This window comes from Desulfovibrio sp., from assembly GCA_016208105.1.
Taxonomy (GTDB): Bacteria; Desulfobacterota; Desulfovibrionia; order Desulfovibrionales; family Desulfovibrionaceae; genus Fundidesulfovibrio.
In genome coordinates, this window is the sequence record JACQYS010000009.1 from 1 (window position 1) to 24,883 (window position 24,883).

A 24,883-nucleotide genomic window follows, 5' to 3' on the forward strand; every position below is an offset into this window, starting at 1 on the left:
CAGGCCTTTTCGGTTCCGAACCGGCGCTGGAATGTAATCAGGTCCATATCGTGGTAAGGTTTGGCCATGGCGAGCCTCCTCAACAGTCTAGATTCTTTCTATAAAGTATGGAAATTGCGGAGCGAAGGCAATAGCCACGTCCATCTATTCGTTGCTAAACTTCATAGAGTTGAGCCTATATCCACGAGCAGTAAGGAGTACGGCCGATGTCTTTCCGTTCCTCGACACCCGGCTTCAACAGCGCCACGACGTCCAAACCCGGGGGAAACGAGTTCACAGAGGGTTTCACCCGCATCGTCAAAGCCTTGAACATATCTACCCAGCTCGAACTAGCAGACATCTTAAACATCAGACAGTCCAGCATTTCCGACGCAAAACGCCGCGGGGTCATTCCCGGGGAATGGGCCTTGAAGCTTTACAAGCAACACAAGCTCAACCCCAGATGGGTTTACGACGGCCTGCCCCCAACCTTCCTCTCGGCCTCGGAAATGAACACAGGCGGCGCAACGTCCGATTCTTCGTCCTTTCTTTTAAAATATCCCGAAGGGTCCTTGGCTGCTGTCAGAATGTCCGACGCGTCCATGGAGCCCTCAATCAGACGAAACGCCTTTGTGGGTATATACCTGCACGACAAAGAGATGTCCCCCGGCGCTTTTCATGGCCTCAATCTTCCTCTGGAGGGCATCACCGTCCGCAGAATCCATCTGGACAGACAAACCGGCATGGCCCTCGTAAGCGCCGACAATCCCAGCATTCCGCAACAGCGAGTCCCGCTCGAGCGCATGCACAGCATCGTCTTGGGCCGGGTAATCTGGATCATGTCCCCGGTTTGAGCTCACCCCGCAAGAGACAATCCGCCCGTATTTGGCTATAGTCTCTCCCCCAAGCCATCTGCCGGGAGGAACCATGCGGGAAAAACGAATCACTGCGCCAGACATCACTGCCGCAAAGGGTGAACGGAAACTCACCGTCATAACGGCCTACGATGCGGGACAAGCCGGACTGGCCGAAGCAGCGGGAGCTGACATCCTGCTCGTGGGCGACTCGCTGGGGATGGTGGTTCTGGGTCAGCCGGACACGCTTGGCGTCACCATGTCCCAAATGCTCCACCACGTATCCGCGGTATCAACCGGAGCAACCAAAGCGCTGGTGCTGGCGGACATGCCGTTCATGTCCTACCAGGCGGACATTGCGCAGGCGGTCCGAAACGCAGGGCGGCTTGTAAAACTTGGACGAGCCCAAGCCGTCAAGCTTGAGGGGGGGGGAGAGATACTGCCTCAGGTTCGAGCCATCGTCGGGGCGGGCATCCCGGTGATGGGACACCTGGGACTCACCCCGCAACATGTCGCCGCACTTGGCGGCTACCGGGTCCAGGCCAAAACCGCCCGTGAGGCCCGGCTTCTTTTAGACGACGCCCTGGCCCTGGCCGAGGCCGGGTGTTTTGCCCTGGTCCTGGAATGCGTTCCGTCCCAGGTGGCCGAGATAGTAACCCAGACCATCCCCATCCCTACCATCGGAATCGGCGCAGGGCCGGCCTGCGACGGACAAGTTCTGGTGTTCCACGACCTGCTGGGGCTCTACGAGGGGGTCAAGCCTCGTTTCGTCAAATGCTACGCTGAACTCGGCGCCTTGGCCCGGGAAGCCCTCGGCCGCTTCACCCAGGAGGTCCGTTCCGGGCGGTTCCCGGCTCAGGAGCACGGCTTCGCCATGGATCCCGAGGAGTACAGCCAGCTCCGCCTAAGCCTGAAAAAAAACTGACGCGTCGACCGCTCTTAAGCGCTCCACATCCTCACGCCGCGACTGACAGTGAACGCACAGGGCGGCCATGGGCTGTGCCTTAAGCCTGGCTATGGCTATCTCGTCTCCGCACTCTTCACATTCACCATATTCGCCGGACTCGATGCGGCTCAGGGCTTCCCGGATGCGCGCAAGGGTTTGCCGGTCCCGCTCTCTCATAAGAAGGGCGAAGTTGCGGTCCGACTCCATGGACGCACGGTCCGCGATGTCCGGGGGCAGGGTTTCAAAACCGGCAAGCTCCTCCACTGTGGCTCGCATTTTGCCGGTGGTCCGTTCCAACATTTCATTGAGGGTCGCACAAAACGTCTGAAGCATCTGATTGGTCATGGCACGCTCCTGGCGCTTATTGGGCGGGGCTCTCAAGCGGCTCCCCAACCTCTTTCGCTAGATGACGTATGACCAACGACCATTGAGGAGCTGTTTCACGAGTGTGACATTCAGGTTTCGCCTCCGCCTTGAATCCTCTCTTTTTCAAACCTTCCTTGCAATTTTTCGTTCTGCATTTAGAATGACGGCGTCAACTCGTCGAAAACCCGTCTATCCCAGGCGTTCGGCGCTTGTTCAACCGACATTTGCAACGCTGCCGGGCGGAGGAATTTGATGAAAGTGAAGGTTTACGATGAGGACGTTCGGGAGTTTGTCCTCCAACACAACGGCGTTTTCCTCGTTCTCAGCCAGGACCCCCTTTTCGACAGGAATCTGCGCGGCACTCTGCTGCGCCACCTGCACATCAAGGACGATTGCATCGTCAACGTAACGACCCCCGACCAGCTTCAAAAACAAATCCGCATCGTATTGGGGAAAGGCCACCGCATCGTTTTTTTTGTGGAGCGGGAAATAAACGGGAAATATACCCACGATCTTGTCCAATTCCTGAAAAACCAACATCCGGACGTACTGATCATCATCCTGACCAATGAAGTCGCCAGGGAGGTGCTCATCTACCTGCACGAGCTCGGGGCGAACAACGTCATCACCAAACCGATTTCCCCGGACACGCTCATCGAGAAAATCGCTTTCACTGTTAAGCCCCGCGGGCAGATTGGTGAACTCATTGATACCGGGAAACAGCTGAACGATACCGAGAGGTACGAAGAGGCTGCGGACATTGCCAAAAAGATACTCGAGATAAAACCTGGCAGCCCTGCGGCCTTGCTCGTTTTGGGGGACAGCCTCAAAGGTCAGGGCAAGTTAGAAGAGGCTCTGGAAGCCTACATGGAGGCCTCCCGCAATGGGAAGCTCTACCTGGAGCCCATCAAGAGAACGGCCGAGCTTCTCAAGGAAACGGGCAATATCAGTGAAGAGACAAAGTACCTGGAAAGATTGGACAGAATAAGCCCCCTCAATGTGGACCGAAAGATAAGCATCGGAGACAACTATCTGAACATGGGGGAGCGCGACAAGGCCGTCGAGATTTTCGACGGGGCCATCAAATTGGCGCACAAAGAAGCCATGGCGCTGGTCAGCCGGGTAACACGCACCATCGCTGAACTGTGCATATCCAGCGCGCCCGAGATATCGGAAAAGTACCTCAGGCAAGCCCTGGATATAAAGAAAGGAATGCTCGACAAAACCGACATCGAGACCTTCAATCGTCTGGGCATCAGTCTGCGCAAACAGGGCCGGTGGGACCAGGCCATCGAGGAATACCGCAAGGGCCTCAAAATCTCCCCGAACGATGCGAATCTTTACTACAACATGGCCATGGCCTGCGGAGAGGGCCGCCAGTTCCAGGACGCTTACAACTACATCGACAAGGCCCTGCGGCTAAACCCTGAACTCTGGTCCATCAATGAGACCGTGTGTTTCAATATCGCCGCAGTGTATATGAGCGCTTCGAAAAAGGATCTCGCTGCCGAATACCTTCAAAAGACTCTCGAGATCAATCCGCATTTCGAAAAGGCCAAATCCATGTTGCGCGATTTATAGCATGACCGTACCAATCTTCACGCGACTTGCCTGGGCTCTAAACGGACAAACCTTCAAAGAATGAAACGTCCATGCCGCTTTCATTAAGGGCACAGCTTCCTCTATGATCATCCACCCCGACTTCGACCCCGTTGCCTTGAACCTGGGCCCTCTCCAGGTCCGCTGGTACGGCCTCATGTACTTGCTGGGTTTTGCCGTCGGCTGGACGCTCGCCCGTTCCCGGGCGTCGCGGCCCGGTTCAGGATGGACCCCGGCCATGGTTGACGACTTCATCACCTGGTGCGTGCTCGGCCTGGTGCTTGGAGCGCGTCTTGGCTACGTGCTTTTTTACGATCTTTCGGCCTACATACGTGAGCCCTTGTCCATACTGCAGGTGTGGCACGGGGGCATGAGCTTCCACGGCGGGCTCATCGGCCTGTGCGTGGTGGTCTGGTTCTTCGCTCGCAAGCACAAAAAGTCCTTCCTGGATATCGGGGACTTTTTATCCCCGCTGGCCCCTCCCGGCCTCTTTTTCGGACGGCTCGGCAACTTCATAAACGGGGAGCTGTGGGGCGGGCCCACGAACCAGCCCTGGGGCGTGGTGTTCCCGGACCCCAGAGCCGGAGCCATAGCGCGCCACCCGTCCCAGCTCTATGAAGCCGGACTCGAGGGTCTGGTTCTTTTTTGCGTGTTGTGGTTGTACTCGTCCAAGAAGAGGCCGCCCGGTGCGGTGATGGGGCTGTTTCTTACACTCTACGGTTTTTTCCGGTTTCTGGTGGAACTCATCCGCGAGCCGGATGCGCAACTCGGATACCTGGCGTTCGGCTGGGTGACCATGGGACAGCTTTTGTCGTTGCCCATGGTGTTCGTTGGGTTGTGGCTGATGCTCCGCGCTTATGCAAAGGCCGGGAAAAAAGCCTGACCCGGCCGTCCTACTCCTTCTGGAGCGGTATCAGCGCGAATTCTCCGCAGACGTCCTGGGCCAAAGTTTCGGGCCACACCGTGATGAATGTCTTTCCCCGGACGGTCTCCACGTTCTCCACCAGAGGACGCGGCGCGTGCCGTTTACAGAAGCCCCATTCGCCCTTGCCCATGTCCTCTGGTGGACAGTAGCGGTTCTCGTAGGGGATCGGCCCCTTCCAGTACCGGCAGTTCTTGCATCTGACTTTCTTCATGGTTTGGGAAGCCCCTCCAGGGCGAGTTCGAACAGTGCGGGCCAGTGTTTCCCTGTAACGTATAGCTTCTTGGCCGCAGCATCCCAGGCAATGCCGTTCAGGTCTGAATCCGGCGGCAGGGGACCGAGCCTGGCTCGAAGCGCGGAGCAGTCGATCCAGGCGGCCACCTTTCCCGAGGCTGGCGAAATGACTGCTATGCGATCCTCATGCCAGACGTTGGCCAGAATGAACCCTTCCACCCACTCCAGCTCGTTTAGCCTGTCCACTGGCCGGGATCCGTCGCTCACATGAAGCGTCCGCGTGGGCCGGAAGCTTAAGGGATCGCGCCAGACAAGAGTGTTGCTTCCATTGCTGGTCACAAGCCCCCAAGGGGTGGATGCGATTCCCCAGCCCTCTGTTTCAAGAGGCAGGGTGCCCTTGAGTGTCAATGTTCCGGCGTCGTAGAGAAACACCTTTTTTGACAACCAGGTAAGCTGAAAAAGGGTGCCGTTCCATAAGGCCAACCCCTCGCCAAAATCGGCCCGGTCGAGGTCGACGCGGGCCAGTATCCTGCCGGTGGACGGTTCGACCTTGCGCAGGCTCGAATGTCCATTCAAGCCAGTGCTCTCGTAAAAGTATCCGTCCGCAAGTATCAACCCTTGGGAGAAGGCATTTGGGTCATGGGGCAGGACGCGTGTGACCGTATACCCCACGCTCCGCGCCCAGGCCTGCGTGGCGAAAAAAATCGCCAGGCATGCCGCGACGGCCACAACTGATACCTTACTTGAATGAACTCGCATTCGTGGATGTGTCTTCAGGCCCAACGCAAGCTCCGTCCGCCGGCCTTCCAGGCAAGCCGTGAAATATATTCGCGATACGTTCCCCGAACTATCTCAACAGGTAGGCACCCAGCAAGCTCCGGCAGCCACACTGCGGGTCTCACTCCACGACTTGAAACGAACCACTCGTCCTCTGCTCCAGTCCATTCCGCCTCTACCTGACAATTCATTGCTCTGCGATAGGAACGTGAACATTCTAAAAAGTGAATATTTTACCCTCGCTTCTATTGATGTTCACCTTGACCGTCCCTTGACGATGACTATTTTGTAATGATGTTTTCATGCAAAGCAGTTTGACATGAGCCCAATGCAGAAAATATATCTCGGCACGGCTGGAGGTTCCAGCTCAAGGAGGAATTTATGAACACATTTTTTAAGAGAACTCTCATCCTGGGTCTGCTCGTGGCATTCGGTCTGAGCGCCGGCCTGGCCCAAGCCAAAACCCTGGACGCCGGCACAGTTTACGTCGAGCCCAAGGTGGGCATGTACGCCAACTCCAACGACCGCATCAGCTCCATGTTCTCCTACGGAGTCGAAGGCGGCTACTTCGTGGCCGATGGTTTTTCCCTGAGTGTGGAGGCGCTGGGGTATGTGATCACCCAAAAGCGCAACCCCTGGTGGTCCGGCAACGCCAACTACGAAACCGTGAACGCGTTCAGCCCCATTGCCTTGGCGCGCTACCACTTCATCAACCAGGAGAAGTTCTCCGTGTTCGGCGGCATCGGCCTGGGCGGGTTCTTCTCGGGAGTGAAGGTGCCCCGCAACGGCTACTCCTCCAACCTGACCGAGGTGGGTGAAGTCGGCATGAACGTGTTCCTGAGCCAGGCCATCAGCCTGCAGCTTGCCGGACGCTGGCAGCACATCGGCGAGTTCAGCAACAAGGGTTCGGACAACTGGGGCGGCAACCTGGCCGTGAAGTACGCCTTCTAGGCTGATACGCCACACTGTGCGAATCGGCTGGCAACAGCTAAGAACAACCAGCAAGGCCCCTCACCCGAGGGGCCTTTTTCTTTTCCCGGAAAGTCTGTACAGCGTAAGGCGCCGCTCGAACCTGCGCGGCATCAAACGATCCTTTTCCAACCAAGGCACACATGGACAACACCAACGATTCTTCCCAATCGCCCGACGAGTTCGAGACTCTCATCGAACCTGAGGCTTCCCTGCCTGAACTCACTCTCTAGGAGCTTCCCGAACAGCTGCGCCAAGCCATGGCCCGAGCAGGATGGGAGACCCTCATGCCCGTGCAGGCAAAAGCCTTGCCCTACCTGCTCACAGGCCAGGATCTCATGGTCCAGTCCCGCACGGGCAGCGGCAAGACCGGGGCGTTTCTCATGCCCATCTTCCACCTGCTCGACAAGGAGAAGCCCCAGACCCAGGCCTTGGTTCTCTGCCCCACTCGCGAGCTGGCCAAACAAGTGGCCATGGATGCCGAGATGCTCTTTTCCGGCACGGATCTGAAAGTGGCCACGGTCTACGGCGGCGTCGGTTATGGCCAGCAGACCGACGAACTGCGCGCCGGAGCCCACCTGGTGGTGGGCACACCCGGGCGCATCCTGGACCATCTGCTGCGGCGAAACCTCACCCTGGACGGAATGCGCGTGCTGGTCTTTGACGAGGCCGACCGAATGCTCTCCATCGGATTCTACCCGGACATGAAGGAAATAAAGCGCTACCTGCCAAAGCGCCGCGTTTCCTCCTTTCTCTTCTCAGCCACCTACCCGCCCTATGTTCTTCGTCTGGCCGAAGAGTTCATGGACAATCCGAATTTCCTGTCTCTCTCGGCCAAACAGGTCCATGTGGCGGACATCCTGCACCAGTACATCGAAGTGCCGGGCATGGACAAAGACCGCTGCCTGGTGCGCCTGCTGGAAATTGAGAACCCCACCTCGGCCATTATTTTCTCCAACACCAAGGCCAACGTTCATTACATCACCGAGGTGCTCAAAGGCTTCGGCTACGATGCCGAGGAACTCTCGGCGGATCTCACACAAGCCAAGCGCGAACAGGTCCTCATGCGCCTACGCAAGAAAAACTTGCGTTTTCTGGTGGCCACGGACGTGGCCGCACGGGGCCTGGACATTCCCGAGCTATCCCACGTGATCCAGTACGAGCCCCCGGAGGACCCGGAATCCTACGTGCACCGGGCCGGACGCACCGGACGCGCCGGGGCTTCAGGCACGGCCATCACCCTGGTGAACATCATGGAAGAAATTGCCATAAAACGCATCGGCCAGCGTTTCACCATCGACCTGATAAAAAGGCCGGTTCCCACGGACGAGGACGTTTCAGCAGTGGTGGGCGAACGTCTGACCGCGCTTCTGGAAGGCGAGCTGCGCAAAATGCCGCCTTTGAAAAAGGTACGGTTGCAGCGTTTTCTGCCCCTGGCTCAGGAGCTTGCCGCCACCGAGGACGCCTCCATATTGGCCATGCTCTTGGACGAACGCTACCAGACCACCCTGTACGCCGTACCGGTGCAACCTGAAGGCGTGTCCCAGGAATCCAGAGGAGAGAGGCGGGAACGCGAGCCCCGTCGCGATCGCGAACCACGCAGGGAGCGTGAGGCATACCGGGAACGCGAGCCCCGCCGCGAACGGGAGCCTCGCATCGAATCCCGTGCCGACGAAAACGCTGGCGACGCACCCAAAGCAGACATTGCCCTGACCGGGAGCGAGATGCCCGCACAGGCCGACGCCGTGCTGGATGCTGCTTCCGCCCCTGGCGGCGAGAACGCGGAGCAGAAGAAGCGCAAACGCCGCCGCCGTCGCAAGAAGAAGCCCGGCTCCCCGGACGCTCCCATGGCTGACGTTGGGGTCGACGACCCGAGTGTAGTCGAAGCACAAGCGGTGCCGGCCGTCGCCCCTCCAGTTGCCAAGGCGCCTTCCCGAAAGGCAACTGCCTCGAAGGCCGCGCCCAAAGCCGCAACGAAGAAGACTGCCGAGATTGCAGCGGAAGCCAAGCCCAAGGCCAAGGCACAAACAAAAGCGGAACCTAAAGGACAAGCCAAAGTGCCGTCCAAGGCGAAACCCAAGACAAAGAGCGAACCGGCTGAGAAACCCGTGGAGCTCGAATACAAGCCGGATGAATACAAGGGCATCGAGTGGGATTAAGGGCAACCCCTGCGGTCTTCACCTGAACTACACCATGACTGCCTGGTCCACCCGTTTCGTCTTTGTTCTGGCAACCCTCCTGGCGTTTGCCTGCGACACCGCCTGCGCCCAGACGAACCCGGCGTCGCAGTCGAACCAGGTGCTTCTCGTCCTGACTGACGGCTGGGAGACGCGCAATGCTCAGATGCGCCTCTTTGAGAGAACACCTGGAAAAACCTGGAAGGCGGTCGGCCCACCCATACCTGTCATGCTCGGCAAGAATGGAATGGGCTGGGGGGCCGGTCTGCATAGCGATACTGGCCCCGGCCCTGTGAAGAGAGAAGGAGACGGCAAGGCTCCGGCTGGGATTTTCCTGCTGGGCCCGGCCTTCGGCACAGCCCCGGCCAGCAAGCGCGCGCTGAAGATCCCCTACACGCAGATGACCGCAGCATACGAGTGCGTGGACGACGCGGCCTCGCAACACTACAATCAAGTGCTGGACACCTCGACGTTGGCTTCCAAGGGATGGACCAGCTCCGAGCAGATGCGACGGCTGGACCACCAGTACGACCTTGGCGTCGTGGTGGCCCACAACGCCACGCCTCCTGTCCCGAACGGCGGGTCCTGCATCTTCCTGCACATCTGGCGGACACCGGATTCCTACACGTCCGGATGCACGGCCATGTCCCGAGAGAACATGGAGCGCGTGGCCGCCTGGCTGGACGCAAAGAAGACACCCTTGCTGGTCCAGCTGCCCAAAGACGAACACGAGAGATTCTCCAAGGCCTACGGCTTACCCTAAACCATCGTCCCATACTCCCCGCGAAGCTACATGGGATTCCAAAGGGCAAAGCCCTTTGGCCGCCGGAGGCCTTCCTCCACCTCTCCTGACGCGAACCAAAGAAAAAGCCCCGACTGATCCCAGCCGGGGCCTTGCTCTGTCGCGACGAAACAACCCGCGTAAGCCTACTCCACCCCCATTCCCGGATGGTGCGCGGCCGAATCCATATCGATGGTGTGGCAGGCCCTGCAGTTCTTGGCGCCACCCAGGGCCCTGGCCTTGTGCTGGTACTGAAGGGGCTGGAGGTTGTCCCGGTCCTTCCCGTAGGGATTGTCCGCCGGGTACACCGCATGAACCGAGCCGTGGCAGGAAGCGCAGGTCAGCGAGTCCATGTCGTCCCGTTTTGCTTTGAAAAGTTCCCCCGCCCCGGACGTCCAGCTGCCATATGCCCGGTCGTTCACGGGAGACTTGTAGCCCACATGGCAGGTGACGCACTTGGGCTCGTTCACCCAGGGTGCGCGGGGCACGGGAGCAGCGTCGCGCTGCTTGATCAGCGCAAGTAAAGGCTTGGCCGCCTTGACCCCTTTCTGCTCCTCGCGCGTGAGCAGGGAAAGGGCGTGATCCTCCAAGGGGCCGTGGCAGTTGGTGCAGTCGAGCCCAGAAGCGGCGTGAGGATCGCGCAAGGCGCGGGTCGCTCCCTTGGGGGCCGTGGGGTGGCACATGTCGCACGCGTCCGCCCCGCGCCCGGCCAGATACACGGCATGCAGCCCGTGCACTGCGGCGGACAGGTTGAGCGAACGGTTGGCGCCCGTGGCCTGGTTGTCGTGGCAGGAGCGGCAGTCCACCTTGCCGGCGTCCTTGGCCAGGCTGGTGAGGCTCAGGCGGTCGTGGGCCTTGAGCACGTCCTGGGCCGTTGCCGGGGCAACGCCCGCCACTTTGTGGGTCCACTGGCCTCCATGACAGTTCTTGCAGCCAAGCTCCGTGGACACGGGCAGCACGGCCTTGGTTTCCGCCAGGAGCTTGCCCGACGCGTCAAAGGCCTGGACCACGGCCACTGGATAGGGATTGAACCCCGACGGGGTCTGAGTGTCTGGTTGACCGGATGCCTGCTCCTTGGCCTGATCTCCTTGTGTGTATGGCGACACCGGGACCACGTCGGCCCGGAAGGCCCTACCCGAAGCTTTGAGACTTCCTCCGGCCTGACCTTCGACCGAGTAGACCACGGTGACGCCTTCGGTGACCAGCTGGGGCGAAGGTCCGCGCCGGATGAGGTGCGCGGTCAGCCCCTGGGCTCCGATATTGAGCGACCACTGCCCCTTGGTGTCGAAAAGCATGTTGATGCCTTTGTCCGCCACCGCGGTGAGCACATAGGGCGCGGCATCTTCGAAGGCTGGCACTAAGTCCAGCGTCCGGTCAATGGCAACGGAAGACGGCGGTCTGGTCCCGTGCAGCCCTTCGGTGAGGTATGCGGCCAGAGCCTTTTTCTCCTCAGCGGTTCCCAGGAAGGGCGGCATGTACTTTCCTATCTTGCCCAGGCCGGTGAGCAGGGCCTCCATGCCAGAGGTGGAATACTTGGCTGAGCGGGGCAGAATATCCAGCATGGGGCCCCCGGTGCTGTGGCAACTGGAGCACTCCAGGTAGAAGAGCTCTCGGCCAGCCTCCAGGCTGTTCTCGGTTGTCACGGTCTTCACCCGGCTCCATTTGGCCGAAGCCAGCATGCCGTTCTGGTTTATGTCCTTGGCCCTTAAGACCGGGATGCCGTTGGAATAGATGTGGCCGGTTATGAGATACGGCCTGCGTGCGGCCTCGCGCATGTACTCGAATGAACCCAGAAAAAGAAACGACGCGGCCAGGGTGAACACGGCCAGAATTCTGGCCAAAGTCCGTGGCAGGCCGCCGGCCAAGAGCGCTCCCCCGGCCACCACGGCCGGCACCGCCCACCAGAACACGCGCATTCCCAGGGCCACTTCAGGAGAGCGGCCCAGGGCCAAGGCCTGCTGTTCCGGGGAGAGCACGGATATGTGCCACCACCCGGCCGCCACCACCAGGGGCACGGGCAACGCGGCCCACAGGGAGCAGAATCGGGACAGACGCTTGCGCATGGTCTCGTCTTCCACCCCCTGTGCGGTCATGAGCCCGAACACTCCGGCCAGCACCGCCGCCACTCCTGTGCGCAGCACAAGCCCCGGGAAGTAGGTCTGGTTGAAGAAACCGTCCCAGAAGCGATGCGTTTCCAGCCATTCGCCAGGAGTGAGCATGAAGGAAATGAAGCCCTGTACCACCGCCAGGGAACCGTAGGCAAAGGCGAAATACATCCAGGCCAGGATGAGCCTGCGTTTGGACTTCTCCGCCTCGAAAGAGCGCATGTAGGTAATAAGGGTGACAATCTCGGCCAGAAAGAAGGTCCACTCCGTGGCCCAGCCCAGCACGAAAGCATGAATGAGCGTCGAGGTGGCGCCGGGAGCGGTGATGGAGATTGAAAACCAGATCCCAACGCCTGTAAGCCCACCCACCACCATGGTGAATACCAGGAAGAACTTGGCGTACCTACGGAGATAGTCCTTGAGGGAAACCAGACCCAGACGCTGCACCCTGGTTTCCATCACCGCGATGAACAGACCACCACCTACTGCGAAATGAGCGATAAACACATGGATGGTCGCAACCAGGGCGATCAGCAGGCCGCCGCCCCAGAAGTCCCAATGCAGAACGGGATATTCCATGGCTTAGGCTCCCTTGGGGTCAATTTTGGGATGTCTTGCGGCCCAGATCACCACGCACAGGCTCAACGCGAAGCAGCCGAAGAACATGGCGGTGGTGGACGGTTCCGGAGTGACCGGCAGGCTTTCGGGGCTGAAATACGACGCCAGATACAGTTGGCGCAGCACCCCGCGCATGGCAATCATAAGCCCCACCGTGAGGACAGCCGATCCGGCGGCAGGCATGAGTTTGCCTTTGAAAGAAAAGGCGATGGACGCCCCCGTGCCTGCCAGCCCTGCCATGAGAAGCGCCGTGGCAGCGTGGTCGCCGCCCATGAAGGCCAGCATGACCGGCCTGGGCAGGCTCATGAGCCACCAGACCCCACCCAGAGACTGGGCCAGGGTGGCCCATCCGAACCAGCTAAGTCCTTCGGCCGTCAGGTTCGCCCCCTGAGGGTCGTGCTGTTTGGCTCGTTTATACCCAAGCATGGCAACCGCCAGCCCGCCCATGGCCACGGACGCAGTCACGTAGTGCAGCCAGCGAGGGATGAGGGTGGGGTCGCCCCAGGCGGTGAGCGTACCGGAAGGATTGTCGAAAAAGCCGCTCCAGAGGTCCGGGCGAATCAGCAACACCGCGTTGTGAGTCTGCACCAATGACGCGTAGAGCATGAGGAGGCTCATGAGGCCCCAAATGATGGTTCCGGGACGCTTGTTTCCATGCAGAGCGTACTTCTGGCGGTATGCAAGGCCGTAGGCGGCCATGACAGCCAGCACCAGGCAAAACCAATACACGGCCATGAGCGTGGAACTAACGTAGAGGAACTGCCCGTAGAGTACCTGCACGAACAGAAGCGGGGCCACGCCGATGTTCACTGTAAGCGCCGTCATGTTGGGCACCAGCGCGGCCTGCTGCGAAAGCGCCTGCCCTCCGGACAGGGAGCGGACAAAGCCAAGCAGGGTGAGCCCCAGCATGGCGTTCATGAACAGTACGTGGACGGTGAAGGTCAGGTCGAGAAGGCCACGAAACAGCCACGGCGCGGCGGGTATGGCGTCCGCCGCTGGGATCAAAGCGTTTGGTTCCATGATTTCATCCCTCTTCAATTTTCACCAATGCGGCAGAAGTAGCCGAGAGAGCCCCGAACCGGACCTGACCGTTTCTTTGCAATGAGTGACTAGGCTATCACCTTTTCAAGTCCGCGAAAATAGGCTAGTAATGGTAGACTATACTTCCATGCAAAATGTCCCGGCGCTTCGCGCCCGAGGAATGAAATGGCCCTTCTGCTTTTCGACATCGGCAACACCAACATCAAGATAGGCATCCACGGCAAGCAGTCCGGCCTGTCCTCCTATGTGTTGCCCACACCGCGCTCCAGCACGGCCGACCAGTTGGGCATGGACCTGGCCGCCCTGCTCGCCAGGGAGGGCCTCGACCCTGGCCAGCTTTATGACATCCTGGCCGTAAGCGTGGTGCCGCCGGTGAATCCCATGCTGCGCCAGGCCTGCAACCGCTTCCTGGGCCAGCCTCCGAGCTTCGTTCCCGAAGACATCCCCGTGCCCCTGGAAAACCTTTACGAACGCCCCGAGCAGGTGGGCGCGGACCGGCTGGTGGCCGCATACGCGGCCAGGCACGCGGCCACCTCCCACTGTGTGGTGAGCGTGGACTTCGGCACGGCCACAACGTTCGATGTGGTGCGCGGCACCAGCTACCTGGGCGGGCTCATCTGCCCCGGCGTGCTTTCCTCGGCCAGGGCCTTGGCCCAGGACACAGCCAAGCTCCCGCAGATCGACCTTGAACCTGAGTCCCTGAAGCTCTCCATCGGGCGGTCTACCGTGGAAAGCTTGAACCAGGGGCTGTTGTTCGGATTCGCATCTCTCGTGGAAGGAATCCTTGACCGGCTGGAGAATCACCTGGGAGAGCCCATCACCGTGGTGGCCACGGGCGGTTTCGCCCCGCAATTGGCACGTGTTTGCCCGGCAATCGCAAACGTCAGGCCCGAACTTCTTCTCGAAGGCCTGCGTCTTGTGTATGAAGGTGCAGCGGCGCGTAAACCTCGCCGCCCATCATAATCCAAAACGAACATCCTTAAGGAGAATCCATCATGAGCACCATCGCTGCTGTCTGGGCACGTGAAATCCTCGACTCGCGCGGCAATCCCACCATCGAGGTGGAAGTGACCCTGGACTCCGGTGCCGTGGGCCGGGCCGCGGTGCCCTCGGGCGCCTCCACCGGCACCCGCGAAGCCCTCGAACTGCGCGACGGAGAAGAAGACCGTTACGGCGGCAAGGGCGTAAGCCGCGCAGTGGAGAACGTGCAGGGCGAAATCGCCGAGGCGGTGGTGGGCATGGAGTCCCTGCGCCAGACCGCGCTGGACAACCTCATGATCGAGCTGGACGGCACCGAGAACAAGGGCCGCCTGGGCGCCAACGCCATTCTTGGCGTCTCCATGGCCAACGCCCGCGCCGCGGCCAACTTCCTGGGTCTGCCCCTCTACAACTACCTGGGCGGCGTGAACGCCAAGGTACTGCCCGTGCCGCTCATGAACATCATTAACGGCGGCGCGCACGCCCCCAACAACCTGGATATCCAGGAATTCATGATCGTGCCCATCGGAGCCGACACCTTCGCAGACGCCCTGCGCATGGGTTCTGAAACCTTCCACGCCTTGAAGAAAATCCTGGCCAAAGACGGCCACGTGACCTCCGTGGGCGACGAAGGCGGTTTCGCCCCCAACCTGAAGAGCCACGACGAGGCCTTCGAGTACATCATCAAGGCCATCGAGGCCGCCGGGTACAAGCCGGGACCCGAGATAGCCCTGGCCATCGACGCCGCAGCCTCCGAGTTCTTCAAGGACGGCAAATACGCCTTCTCGGGCGAGAAGCGCGTGTTCTCCTCCACTGAGCTGGTGGATTACTACATCGGGCTCACCAAGAAGTACCCGCTCATCTCCATTGAAGACGGCCTGGCCGAAGGCGATTGGGATGGTTGGAAGGAAATCACCGACAAGCTGGGCGACACCATCCAGCTGGTCGGCGACGATGTGTTCGTCACCAACCCGGACATCCTGGCCGACGGCATCAACCAGGGCGTGGCCAACTCTATCCTGATCAAGCTGAACCAGATCGGTACTGTCACCGAGACCCTGGACTGCATCGAGATGGCCAAGCAGGCGGCCTACACCACTGTGGTCTCGCACCGCTCCGGCGAAACCGAGGATTCCTTCATCGCCGACCTGGCCGTGGCCGTGAACTCCGGCCAGATCAAGACCGGATCGCTCTGCCGGTCGGACCGCCTGGCCAAGTACAACCAGCTTCTGCGCATCGAAGAGGAACTGGAGGACGAGGCTCTGTACTACGGCCCGGTGATGGCCGCCCAGTGGTTCGAGGAAGAAGAGGAATAATCCCGACACCCGCCCCTTCCCGCTTTCGGCCCGCGACAGCCGATGCGGGAAGCCACGGCAGTGTTTTCCAGGGGGAGCTTCGGCTCCCCCTTTGCATTCCAAGACAACCAAACTGACAATATTTGCCTATGCATCTGATCAGGAACAATTACAACACCATACACGAACTATATCTTGTACAAACCTTTCCTTTCTGTTAATTCTCAATAAAATTATAGGGATTTTTATATGGGCAGCGGAGCGTCATCCTCCCACCGCATTCTCGTTGCCGACGATGAGATATTGAATCTCCGAGTTCTGGCGGCTTTTCTTCGCGATTTTGGCTATGAACCGGTGCTCGTCCAGTCAGGAGCCAAGGTGTTCGAAGTACTCGACGAAAGCATCGACTTGGTCCTGCTCGACGTCCTCATGCCCGCAATGGACGGATTCGATGTCCTGCGGCGTATACGCCTTACGCCGTCCTTCAAGGATCTGCCTGTCATCATGGTCACGGCGTTGAGCGGACGCGAGGAGCGCCTGGCCGCTGTGGAAGCCGGTGCCAGCGATTTCATAGCCAAACCCATCGACAAGACGGAACTCAGAGTGCGCATGGAGTCGCTCCTGCGCGTGAAACAGTCCCAGGACGAACTCAAGCTCTACCAGGCCAAGCTTGAGGAAATGGTGGACGAACGCACCCAGGCCCTGCGTCTGGCCCTGGAAAACCTCCAGCAGATGCAGCTGTCCATTCAATCCTCCCAGCGCGAAACCATCTTTCGTCTGTCCGCCGCTGCGGAGCACAAGGACAGCAACACCGCCAGCCACATACGGCGCATGAGCGAGTATTCGGCCCTGCTGGCAGCGAAGCTTGGTCTTCCCGAGTACGACGTGGAAGTACTCCGCCAGGCGAGCCCCATGCACGACGTCGGCAAGATGGGAATACCGGATTCGATTCTCTTAAAACCCGGCAAGCTCACCCCCATGGAATGGGCAGTTATGAAGGGGCATTGCGCCATAGGCCGGGATATTCTCAAAGACTCCGACTCGGAGCTTCTGCAGGTGGCCCAGGTAATCGCCTACTCCCACCATGAACGCTTCGACGGGACCGGTTACCCTGAAGGACTCTCAGGGAAAGAGATCCCCTTGTTCGGACGCATTTGCGCCGTGGCCGACGTGTTCGACGCCCTGACCACGCCCAGGCCCTACAAAAAAGCCTACTCGAACAAGAAAGCGATCGGCATCATGCGTGAAGAACAGGCTCGCGGACCCCATTTCGACCCTGAAATTTTCGCTCTTTTTCTGGACAATCATGAAGAGTTCCTGAATATACAAAGGAAATTCCAAGACTAGCGTACTACGTAAGGAGGAGTTTCCATGGCCAAGGAAAACGTTCGCAAGGTGTTGGGGGTTACCGCCGCAGTGTTCGCCCAGCTTGGGCAGATTTCCAAGGAGGAAGCCTTGGAGATGAGCGGGCTCGACGCACAAGCCTTCGAAGAAGCCGCGAACCGGGCAAAAAAGGCCGAGGAAGAACTCAAAGCCGGAAAGAAAGAAGCCAGCTTCTACGACATCGTCTCCAAGGCCACGGCCGAGTATATGGACGGCATCCGCAAATAGCCCACGTTCCCGGGGGGGACTCCCTTGCTGGCGTCCCCCTCCCCAAGGTTCACCATGTTTTTTTTCAAGAGCCTCACAGGCCTGGCGGAGCGGCACACGCCCCGCTTCATGGCGTTGGAGATATGGAAGTACATAGGCCCAGGCCTTTTGGTTACAGTGGGCTTCATCGATCCAGGCAACTGGGCCGCCAACGTGGCCGCTGGCGCGGGCTTCGGGTACAAGCTTTTGTGGATGGTGAGCCTCTCCACGTTGATGCTCATCGTTCTGCAGCACAATGCCGCACACCTGGGCATCGCCACCGGGCTGTGCCTCTCGGAAGGAGCGGCACATCATCTGCCCCCAGCCGCGTCCCGCTTCGTGCTGGGAACGGCCGTTCTGGCCTCTATATCCACGGCCCTGGCCGAGCTTCTTGGCGGGGCAATCGCCCTGCACATGTTGTTCGGCATGCCCCTCTGGCTGGGCGCCCTCCTCTGCCTGGCCGTGGTGAGCTGGATGCTCTTCGCCAACACCTACCGCCGTATTGAGAAATACATCATCGGGTTTGTCTCGCTCATTGGCATATCTTTCGTGTTCGAATTGTCCATGGTCCATATCGACTGGGGTCAGGCCGTGTCTGGCTGGGTTGTTCCCGCATTCCCGGCGGGGTCCATCCCCATCATCATGAGCGTTCTTGGTGCGGTGGTCATGCCCCACAACCTGTTTCTGCACTCGGAAATCATCCAGAGCCGCCAATGGAACCTGGACAACGACGACATCATACACCACCAGCTCAAGTACGAATTCACGGACACGCTGGTGTCCATGATCATCGGCTGGGCCATCAACTCCTCCATGATTCTTCTTGCCGCTTCTGCCTTTTATTCTGGAGGGGTGGAAGTCACCGAACTCGAACAGGCCCAGAACCTGCTCTCGCCCCTGGTGGGCAGGTCCGCCGCAGTGGTCTTCGCCCTGGCGCTCCTGTTCGCCGGGGTGGCATCCTCAGTCACGGCGGGCATGGCCGGAGGAGCCATATTCGCCGGCATATTCAAGGAGCCCTACAACATCCACGACATCCACACCAAAGTCGGAGTGGGGATAACCCTTTTCGTGGCCTACCTTATCATCTTGGTCATCCCTGACCCCTTCAAGGGGCTCATAGTTTCCCAGATCGTGCTTTCCATCCAGCTGCCGTTCACCATCGTGCTGCAACTTTATTTGACTTCCTCCAAGAAAGTGATGGGCAAGTGGGCCAACAAAAAATCCACCGTGATCATACTCGGGATCATTGCAGCCGTGGTGATCGCTCTGAACATCCTGCTTCTGGTGGACACTCTGGGGAGTTGAGCCAAAGCTTGCTTTTTCCCGCTCAAGGATTATCTGCCCCTTTCCAGCACATTCCCGGAGCATCCATGAGCGACAAGAGAGTCATCCGCATCGAGGGGGCGCGCCAGCACAACCTCAAGAACATATCCTTAGACATCCCTCGCGACCAGCTGGTGGTGGTTTGCGGCCCGTCCGGCTCGGGCAAGTCCACCCTGGCTTTCGACATCGTGTACGCCGAAGGCCAGCGCCGCTACGTGGAGTCCCTGTCCGCCTACGCGCGCCAGTTTCTGCCCCAGATGGACAAGCCCCAGGTGGACAAGATCGAAGGGTTGTCTCCGGCCATTTCCCTCGAGCAGCAGTCCGCTACGCGAAACCCGCGGTCAACCGTGGGCACGGTCACGGAGATATACGATTTTCTGCGCGTGTTCTTTGCCCGCCTGGGCAAGCCCCACTGCCCCAAGTGCGGCCTGCCCATCGCAGCCCAGACAACGGACCAGATCGTGGATGAGATCCTGGAACTGCCCGAGGGCGCCAAGTTCCTGGTGCTTTCCCCTCTGGTCGAGCACCAGAAGGGGTCCCAGGCCGAGAAGCTCAAAAAGCTCAAGGCCCAGGGCTTCGCCAGGGTGCGAGTGAACGGCGACGTTGTGAACCTGGAGCCTCTGCCGGAACTGGACAAGAACAAGCGCCACACCCTGGAACTGGTGGTGGACCGGCTGGTGGCCAAGCCGGACATCCGCAAGCGATTGGCCGATTCCGTGGAACTGGCCCTGGCCCAGGGCACCGAGCGGCTCATCGTTCATGACGTGGAGAAGAAAAATGATCGGTTTTTCTCCACAACCTCCGTCTGCCCAACCTGCAAGATAAGCGTCCCCCCGCCCACGCCGCAGCTCTTTTCCTTCAACAGCCCCCAGGGGGCATGCCCCACCTGCGCGGGGCTTGGCAGCGTGGAATACTTCGAACCGGACCTTCTGGCCCCCAACAAGGGGCTCTCGCTTTCCGGCGGGGCCATCCTGCCCTGGAAGAACGAACGGGTGTTCGCCCGCTACCGGGACCAGTTGGCCGGATTGGGAAAACGCCACGGCTTCGATCTGGGTACACCCCTCAAGGAATTTTCACCTTCCGCATGGAGCGCCCTGTTTGACGGCGATCCCGACATCGGCTGGAAGGGAGTGACCGCCCTCATGGACCTGGGCCAGGCTATGGGTTCCATCTGGCGAGACGAGCTCTCGCGCTTCAGGCAGAACCGGCCCTGCCCGTCCTGCAACGGGGCCAGACTCAAGCCCGAATCCCTGGCCGTACGCGTGGATGAGCTGAACATCTTTGAATTCTGCTCCCTGCCCATCGAGCGTTCCCTCGCCTGGCTTGGGGCGCGGCGCTTCCTGGGGGCGCGGCAGCTCATCGCCGAACCTCTGGTGAAGGAACTCCACCACAGGCTCAACTTTCTCTCCAATGTCGGCCTGGACTATTTGAGCCTGGGCCGGAACATGTCCACCCTCTCGGGGGGCGAAGCCCAGCGCATCAGGCTGGCCGGGCAGTTGGGCTCTGGCCTTGTGGGAGTCACCTACGTTCTTGACGAACCGAGCATCGGCCTGCACCCAAAGGACAACGAGCGTCTCTTGAGCACGCTGCGCATGCTGCAAAGGCGCGGCAACACCGTGCTGGTTGTGGAGCACGATGAGGCCACAATCGAAAGCGCCGACCACGTGATCGAGCTGGGCCCCGGCTCGGGCCTTCTGGGGGGCGAGATCGTGCATCAGGGAGACGTGCGCAGTCTGCTCGAAGCTGACACCCTCACAGGCAAATACCTGCGCGGAGATCTGTCCATCCCCTATCCCGAGACCCGTCGCGCGGCCCAGGGCCACCTGGTGCTCAAGGGCGCCCGCACCAACAACCTGAAGAACCTGGACGTGGCCATTCCCCTGGGCTGCCTGACCTGCGTCACCGGTCCATCAGGCTCAGGCAAGAGCTCTCTGGTGGTGGATACCCTGTACAAGCACTTGGCTCTGTCCCAGGGCATCAAGGTGGACCTGCCTGGCGTTATAGACGGCATCGACGGGGCCGGACGCATCGAGAAGATCGTGTCCATCGACCAGGCGCCCATCGGCCGCACCCCAAGGTCAAACCCGGCCACCTACACCAAGGTCTTCGACGAGATACGCAATATTTTCGCAGCCACGGCCGACGCGAAAAAGCGCGGCTACAAGCCCGGCCGCTTCAGCTTCAACGTGCGCGGCGGCAGGTGCGAGGCCTGCCAGGGAGACGGGGTGATCACGGTGGAGATGCACTTTCTGCCGGACATCCACGTCACCTGCGAAGTCTGCGGGGGCAAGCGCTACAACCGCGAGACTCTGGAGGTCCGCTACAGGGGGCTCAACATCGCGGAGGTGCTGGACCTGCCGGTGCTGGATGCCAGGCGCCTCTTCGAGAATTTCCCGGCCCTGGCCCGGCGTTTGGAGATACTGGAGCAAGTCGGGCTGGAGTATGTCCGCCTGGGGCAGCCGGCCACCACCCTTTCCGGGGGTGAGGCCCAGCGCATCAAGATCTCACGGGAACTTGGCAAGCGCAGCCTCCCCGGAACCCTCTACATCCTGGACGAGCCCACCACGGGCCTGCACATGCACGAGGTGGGCAAGCTGATCCAGGTGCTGCATCAACTGGTTGCAAGAGGCGCCTCGGTGGTGGTCATCGAGCACAATACGGACGTGATACTGTCCTCGGATTACGTGATTGATCTCGGACCCGGCGGCGGCGAATACGGCGGGCGAATAGTGTCCCGGGGCACCCCCGAGGAGATCATGGCCGACCCTGAATCGATCACCGGGCGGTTCCTTACCCCATAGAAGCACGCCCACACACTCGATCGGTTTTCCCGGTGAGCTATTTTCTCGTTTCCCTTCCTTGCGCTGAAAAATCAAAACAGATATTTTACGATCATGAGTGAGTATCCGGCAATACTTGGCGTTTTTTCCCTACGGCAAAACGAGGAGTTGGGCTCCGGCTCCACCCAGACCAAACACGCCCAGTTGACCTACTGGTACGCCCGGCAGCTCGACCATACCGTGGTAGAACTGCAGCCTCTAAACGTCTACCATGTTCCCTCCGGCATCAAAAAGCAGAGCGTGCTGGACGAATTTCTGCGCGCCTACACCCCGGAACCGCGGTATTACGAGGCCAACACCGTCCCGGCCTTGAAAACCCTAAAATCAAAAATCGACCAGGGCGAGAAGTTCTTCTCCATGGGGTTGCTCGACGATGCGGAAAAGGCCTTTCTCAAGGCACTCATGATCGACGAGATGAGCGTCCCGGCCAACTACGGATTGGGAGACGTGTACACGGAGAAGAAGGACTTTCAGAAGCTGCGCAAGGTGCTCACGGTGCTCATGGGCATGGACGACTCTTTTTCCTTGGAATACCGGCAAAAGCTCAACAGCTTCGGCGTCAATTTGAGGAAACAGGGATATCTGGAAGAATCCATCGCCTTTTTCAACAAAGCCCTTGAGATCCGCAAGGACGACGAGCACATCTATTTCAACCTGGCTCGTGTGCACTTCGACAAGGGCGAGATAGACAAATGCTTGGACATCCTGAACATGGCCACCACTCTCAATCCGGATTTCGTCGAAGCCCGCAAATTCATCAGCTATTGCGAAAAAATGACTGTGCAATAGGACCGTTCCGCCATCGCGCCAAACGAAACGCGGCCCCATACTCCTCTCTTCCTGACGTGGCGTTTGCCACATACGTTCATACTGCTCCCGCAGGTAATGCACGATACCGCTGAACTTTATTTTCTAAATATGTTGAGCTCTTGGGAATCGCGCAACACGAGATAGCCCCGGAAGAGTATCGAAACAAGGGCCCCTCTAGGGATTCAAACAAGCGTGGGGCGCAGTCCAGGACTGCGCCCCACACCAGTGAACTCTCTTGATCAGACAGTCTCGCGACCATCCGTTCCGCTCTGATGTGTCCCCGGTCAGCACCGGGCATCATGCGAATGCCCCAGGCATTGCCTGGCCAACGTAGTCCGGGGAAACTCTCTACACTCCCTTCTCGAAGTTGCGCAGCGCCAGACGCAGTGCAGCCACGACATAGGTGTCGCAGTCGGACTGGGGGTCAATGTATTCCAGATTCTGTTTCAGATCCTCTCCGGAAAACTCCCAGGCCGAATCCACGTCCATACCTTTCACTATCGAGATCAAGGTGCCTAGGCACTGACGGCTATATGAGCACTTCACATCCCCGCCTATCTCCGAAAGGACTCCGTCATGCACAAGAATCTGTACGGAAATCGGGCGCTTGCAGAACGTGCTTCCGTAGACAGCTTTGGCGGAAAACGTCTCAAGCGGTTTCACCAGCCCGTCGTTCTTGTATGTTTTCTTAGTGGACATACTGTCTCCAGTGTCTGGGTCTTCGCGGCAATGCCGGACAAACCGTCATGCAGCCCGAAGGACGCCAGGTTGAAGGAGGGGCGCAACCCCCAAATGGACCAGAGAGTCCCACCAGACTCTGACCCCGCCAACAGATACAAATACGCTTTCAGTCCTGCCATCCGGAAAAGCTTACTGCCCGTTAGCTATCCGGATCATCCTCGGCCGTGTCTTCGCCACGGCGCTCTTTCGTTCTCCCGAGCCACGCCCACGAGGCCAGAGAGAACTCATGGCAATCAGTCCATTCGCCTGCCCTGGCGAATTAGGACACCTTGCAGTGAACGCCCTTGGCGATCATGATATCCCACATGGTGATCACGCCAACCAGCTTCCCGTCATCGATAACCGGAAGACCGGCCACGTTCTTTTCGCCCATGGTCTTTGCCACCGTCAGCAGGTCGTCGCTGGATTTAACCGAGTACAGGGCCACGTTCATGACGTCCGCGACCTTGACCTTGCCCGGGTCGAGTCCGGCGGCGATCACTTTCTGGATCATGTCGCGCACAGTCACTGCGCCGTAGTCGCCGCCCGATGCGTCCTTGTCCACCATCAAGCGGCGCATGTTGTTTTCCGCCATCAGCCTCATGGCCTGGCCGGCCGTGGCATCCTTTTTCACGTACATGATCCTGGTGGACATTGCGTCTTTGACTTTCACCGCTGCCTCCTTGTTAAAAAATTCACAGTTAGTATTTCTCTATGAGCAACACGGAGTTATGTCAACGAAACCCTTTTAGTAGGAGTTCGTTTTTCTCCGAGGGAGGCAGTGTTCGTCCGGGGAATGAAAAGGCCACGGCATGCAGCCGTGGCCAAAAAAAGAATCGAGGGAGGGGTTTCAAAAACTCTCAGCGCGCCACCCGCAGACTATCGCCCAGCAGAGAGTCGCTGCAAGCCAAACTCCAGGAGGACCAAACTCGCGACTGTAGCCCGCCTTTACATGAGAAGCTGCAATGCCAGACGCGGAAGGATATTGGCCTGGGAAAGCATGGCTGTCGCGGACTGGGCGAGAATCTGTCCACGCACGAAATTGGCCATCTCCTTTGCGAGATCCAGATCGGAGATCTGCGCTTCAGCGATCTGGAGGTTTTCCTCTTGAAGCTCCAAGGCCTGGATGGTGTTCTGAAGCCGGTTCTGCAAAGTTCCCAGGTTGGCCCGGATCTTATCCTTGGAGACTATGGCCTTGTTTATCTGATCCAGGGCCTGCTGAGCCAGACTCTGGGTGGAAATCGTTTTGCCATAGGTGCTGGAGGCAGTCATGCCCACCCCAAGCGCGGAGGCCGTGGAGAGACCAATCTGGACGTAATAGTAATCCTCGGCGGCTATGTTGCTTGATCCGAAGTGTATTTTCATTTTTCCCGAGGATTGCAGTGCCGCGCCATTGTGCGTCGCCCCTGAGAGGTTCCCGTTGAGCAGATAGATTCCATTGAAGTCCGTGGCCGTGGCTATCCTGGTGATTTCAGAGGCCATTGCCTGATATTCGGAATCGATTATCAGACGCTGGTCGGAGGTGTATGTCCCGGTGGACGCCTGGGTGGATAGCTCCTTCATCCGGATGAGCTTCTCGTCAATGACGCTCATGGCTCCGTCCGCTGTCTGGAGCATGGAGACGGCGTCGTTGGCGTTGCGGACTCCCTGGGACAATGAGGCAATTTCGGCCCGCATCAGCTCGCGCACCGCGAGCCCGGCCGGATCATCGCCGGCGCTGTTGATACGAAGCCCGGAGGCGAGACGCTGGGTCGAAACCGCGAGGCTGTCGTAGGCATCGGAAAGATACAAGGCACTGCTCATTGCCATGGGACTATGATTAATGAGAAGCGCCATAGCTCTCCCTCCCTGGATGCTCGACGTGAGTAAGCGGAAAACGGACAAGGACTTGAAAAGAATAAACCAGCCCTTCCGGAGTTC

21 protein-coding genes and 1 pseudogene are annotated in these 24,883 nt (G+C 59.4%); 14 read left to right on the top strand and 8 right to left on the bottom strand.

What is annotated here, in order from left to right; translation table 11 throughout:
* Positions 1 to 206 precede the first annotated feature (206 nt).
* Both HY795_04095 and panB read left to right on the top strand, forming a co-directional pair.
* Positions 207 to 833 (top strand): helix-turn-helix domain-containing protein, encoded by a 627-nt coding sequence (locus HY795_04095; protein ID MBI4804399.1) that lies wholly within the window; start codon positions 207 to 209, stop codon positions 831 to 833.
* Positions 834 to 906: 73 nt separating this feature from the next.
* On the top strand, positions 907 to 1,758 hold the full coding sequence (panB, locus tag HY795_04100; GenBank protein ID MBI4804400.1) for a 3-methyl-2-oxobutanoate hydroxymethyltransferase: 852 nt from the start codon (positions 907 to 909) through the stop codon (positions 1,756 to 1,758).
* Here panB and HY795_04105 read toward each other — a convergent pair.
* Positions 1,738 to 2,124, bottom strand: a complete 387-nt coding sequence (locus tag HY795_04105; GenBank protein MBI4804401.1) for a TraR/DksA C4-type zinc finger protein — start codon at positions 2,122 to 2,124, stop codon at positions 1,738 to 1,740. The two genes, panB and HY795_04105, sit on opposite strands and share 21 nt — an antisense overlap.
* A gap of 273 nt (positions 2,125 to 2,397) precedes the next feature.
* Here HY795_04105 and HY795_04110 point away from each other — a divergent pair, with 273 nt between their 5' ends.
* Positions 2,398 to 3,726 carry a tetratricopeptide repeat protein gene (locus HY795_04110; protein MBI4804402.1) on the top strand — a complete coding sequence of 443 codons (1,329 nt, stop codon included), beginning with the start codon at positions 2,398 to 2,400 and terminating at the stop codon, positions 3,724 to 3,726.
* 103 nt (positions 3,727 to 3,829) lie between these two features.
* Complete coding sequence (locus HY795_04115; protein MBI4804403.1) at positions 3,830 to 4,627, top strand: prolipoprotein diacylglyceryl transferase; 798 nt, start codon at positions 3,830 to 3,832, stop codon at positions 4,625 to 4,627.
* Between the two features lie 10 nt (positions 4,628 to 4,637).
* On the opposite strand, the gene HY795_04120 is transcribed toward HY795_04115, so the two are convergent.
* Positions 4,638 to 4,880: a hypothetical protein gene (locus HY795_04120; GenBank protein MBI4804404.1), complete on the bottom strand. Its 243-nt coding sequence runs from the start codon at positions 4,878 to 4,880 to the stop codon at positions 4,638 to 4,640.
* Positions 4,877 to 5,629, bottom strand: coding sequence for a glutaminyl-peptide cyclotransferase (locus HY795_04125; protein MBI4804405.1), 753 nt, complete (start codon positions 5,627 to 5,629; stop codon positions 4,877 to 4,879). The genes HY795_04120 and HY795_04125 overlap by 4 nt, the downstream gene beginning before the upstream one ends.
* 429 nt (positions 5,630 to 6,058) lie before the next feature.
* Between HY795_04125 and HY795_04130 the strand changes: the two genes are divergently transcribed.
* The 3 genes and pseudogenes from HY795_04130 to HY795_04140 all read left to right on the top strand — a co-directional run bounded on the left by HY795_04130 (position 6,059) and on the right by HY795_04140 (position 9,586).
* Positions 6,059 to 6,628, top strand: coding sequence for an outer membrane beta-barrel protein (locus HY795_04130; protein ID MBI4804406.1), 570 nt, complete (start codon positions 6,059 to 6,061; stop codon positions 6,626 to 6,628).
* Positions 6,629 to 6,789: 161 nt separating this feature from the next.
* Positions 6,790 to 8,805: pseudogene (locus tag HY795_04135) on the top strand (DEAD/DEAH box helicase).
* Between the two features lie 34 nt (positions 8,806 to 8,839).
* Positions 8,840 to 9,586 (top strand): L,D-transpeptidase family protein, encoded by a 747-nt coding sequence (locus tag HY795_04140; protein MBI4804407.1) that lies wholly within the window; start codon positions 8,840 to 8,842, stop codon positions 9,584 to 9,586.
* A gap of 164 nt (positions 9,587 to 9,750) precedes the next feature.
* Here HY795_04140 and HY795_04145 read toward each other — a convergent pair whose 3' ends face one another.
* Both HY795_04145 and HY795_04150 read right to left on the bottom strand, forming a co-directional pair.
* Positions 9,751 to 12,288, bottom strand: coding sequence for a hypothetical protein (locus tag HY795_04145; GenBank protein ID MBI4804408.1), 2,538 nt, complete (start codon positions 12,286 to 12,288; stop codon positions 9,751 to 9,753).
* Positions 12,289 to 12,291: 3 nt separating this feature from the next.
* Positions 12,292 to 13,347, bottom strand: coding sequence for a hypothetical protein (locus HY795_04150; protein MBI4804409.1), 1,056 nt, complete (start codon positions 13,345 to 13,347; stop codon positions 12,292 to 12,294).
* Between the two features lie 186 nt (positions 13,348 to 13,533).
* On the opposite strand from HY795_04150, the gene HY795_04155 reads away from it, so the two are divergent.
* The 7 genes from HY795_04155 to HY795_04185 all read left to right on the top strand — a co-directional run bounded on the left by HY795_04155 (position 13,534) and on the right by HY795_04185 (position 22,222).
* A complete protein-coding gene (locus HY795_04155) occupies positions 13,534 to 14,331 on the top strand; it encodes a type III pantothenate kinase (GenBank protein MBI4804410.1) in 798 nt (265 codons plus the stop codon).
* A gap of 32 nt (positions 14,332 to 14,363) precedes the next feature.
* Entirely contained in the window at positions 14,364 to 15,662 is a 1,299-nt protein-coding gene (eno, locus tag HY795_04160; GenBank protein MBI4804411.1) for a phosphopyruvate hydratase, read from the top strand.
* Between the two features lie 228 nt (positions 15,663 to 15,890).
* Entirely contained in the window at positions 15,891 to 16,988 is a 1,098-nt protein-coding gene (locus tag HY795_04165; protein ID MBI4804412.1) for a response regulator, read from the top strand.
* A gap of 24 nt (positions 16,989 to 17,012) precedes the next feature.
* Positions 17,013 to 17,252, top strand: a complete 240-nt coding sequence (locus HY795_04170; protein MBI4804413.1) for a hypothetical protein — start codon at positions 17,013 to 17,015, stop codon at positions 17,250 to 17,252.
* Positions 17,253 to 17,306: 54 nt separating this feature from the next.
* Positions 17,307 to 18,575, top strand: coding sequence for an Nramp family divalent metal transporter (locus HY795_04175; GenBank protein ID MBI4804414.1), 1,269 nt, complete (start codon positions 17,307 to 17,309; stop codon positions 18,573 to 18,575).
* A gap of 65 nt (positions 18,576 to 18,640) precedes the next feature.
* Entirely contained in the window at positions 18,641 to 21,394 is a 2,754-nt protein-coding gene (gene uvrA / locus HY795_04180) for an excinuclease ABC subunit UvrA (GenBank protein ID MBI4804415.1), read from the top strand.
* 93 nt (positions 21,395 to 21,487) lie between these two features.
* Positions 21,488 to 22,222, top strand: coding sequence for a tetratricopeptide repeat protein (locus tag HY795_04185; GenBank protein ID MBI4804416.1), 735 nt, complete (start codon positions 21,488 to 21,490; stop codon positions 22,220 to 22,222).
* Between the two features lie 369 nt (positions 22,223 to 22,591).
* On the opposite strand, the gene HY795_04190 is transcribed toward HY795_04185, so the two are convergent.
* From HY795_04190 to HY795_04200, 3 genes are all read right to left on the bottom strand, one after another.
* Entirely contained in the window at positions 22,592 to 22,942 is a 351-nt protein-coding gene (locus HY795_04190) for a hypothetical protein (GenBank protein MBI4804417.1), read from the bottom strand.
* A 301-nt stretch (positions 22,943 to 23,243) separates the two neighbouring features.
* Positions 23,244 to 23,636, bottom strand: coding sequence for a CBS domain-containing protein (locus tag HY795_04195; GenBank protein ID MBI4804418.1), 393 nt, complete (start codon positions 23,634 to 23,636; stop codon positions 23,244 to 23,246).
* 275 nt (positions 23,637 to 23,911) lie between these two features.
* Positions 23,912 to 24,799: a flagellin gene (locus tag HY795_04200; GenBank protein ID MBI4804419.1), complete on the bottom strand. Its 888-nt coding sequence runs from the start codon at positions 24,797 to 24,799 to the stop codon at positions 23,912 to 23,914.
* Positions 24,800 to 24,883: the final 84 nt, after the last annotated feature.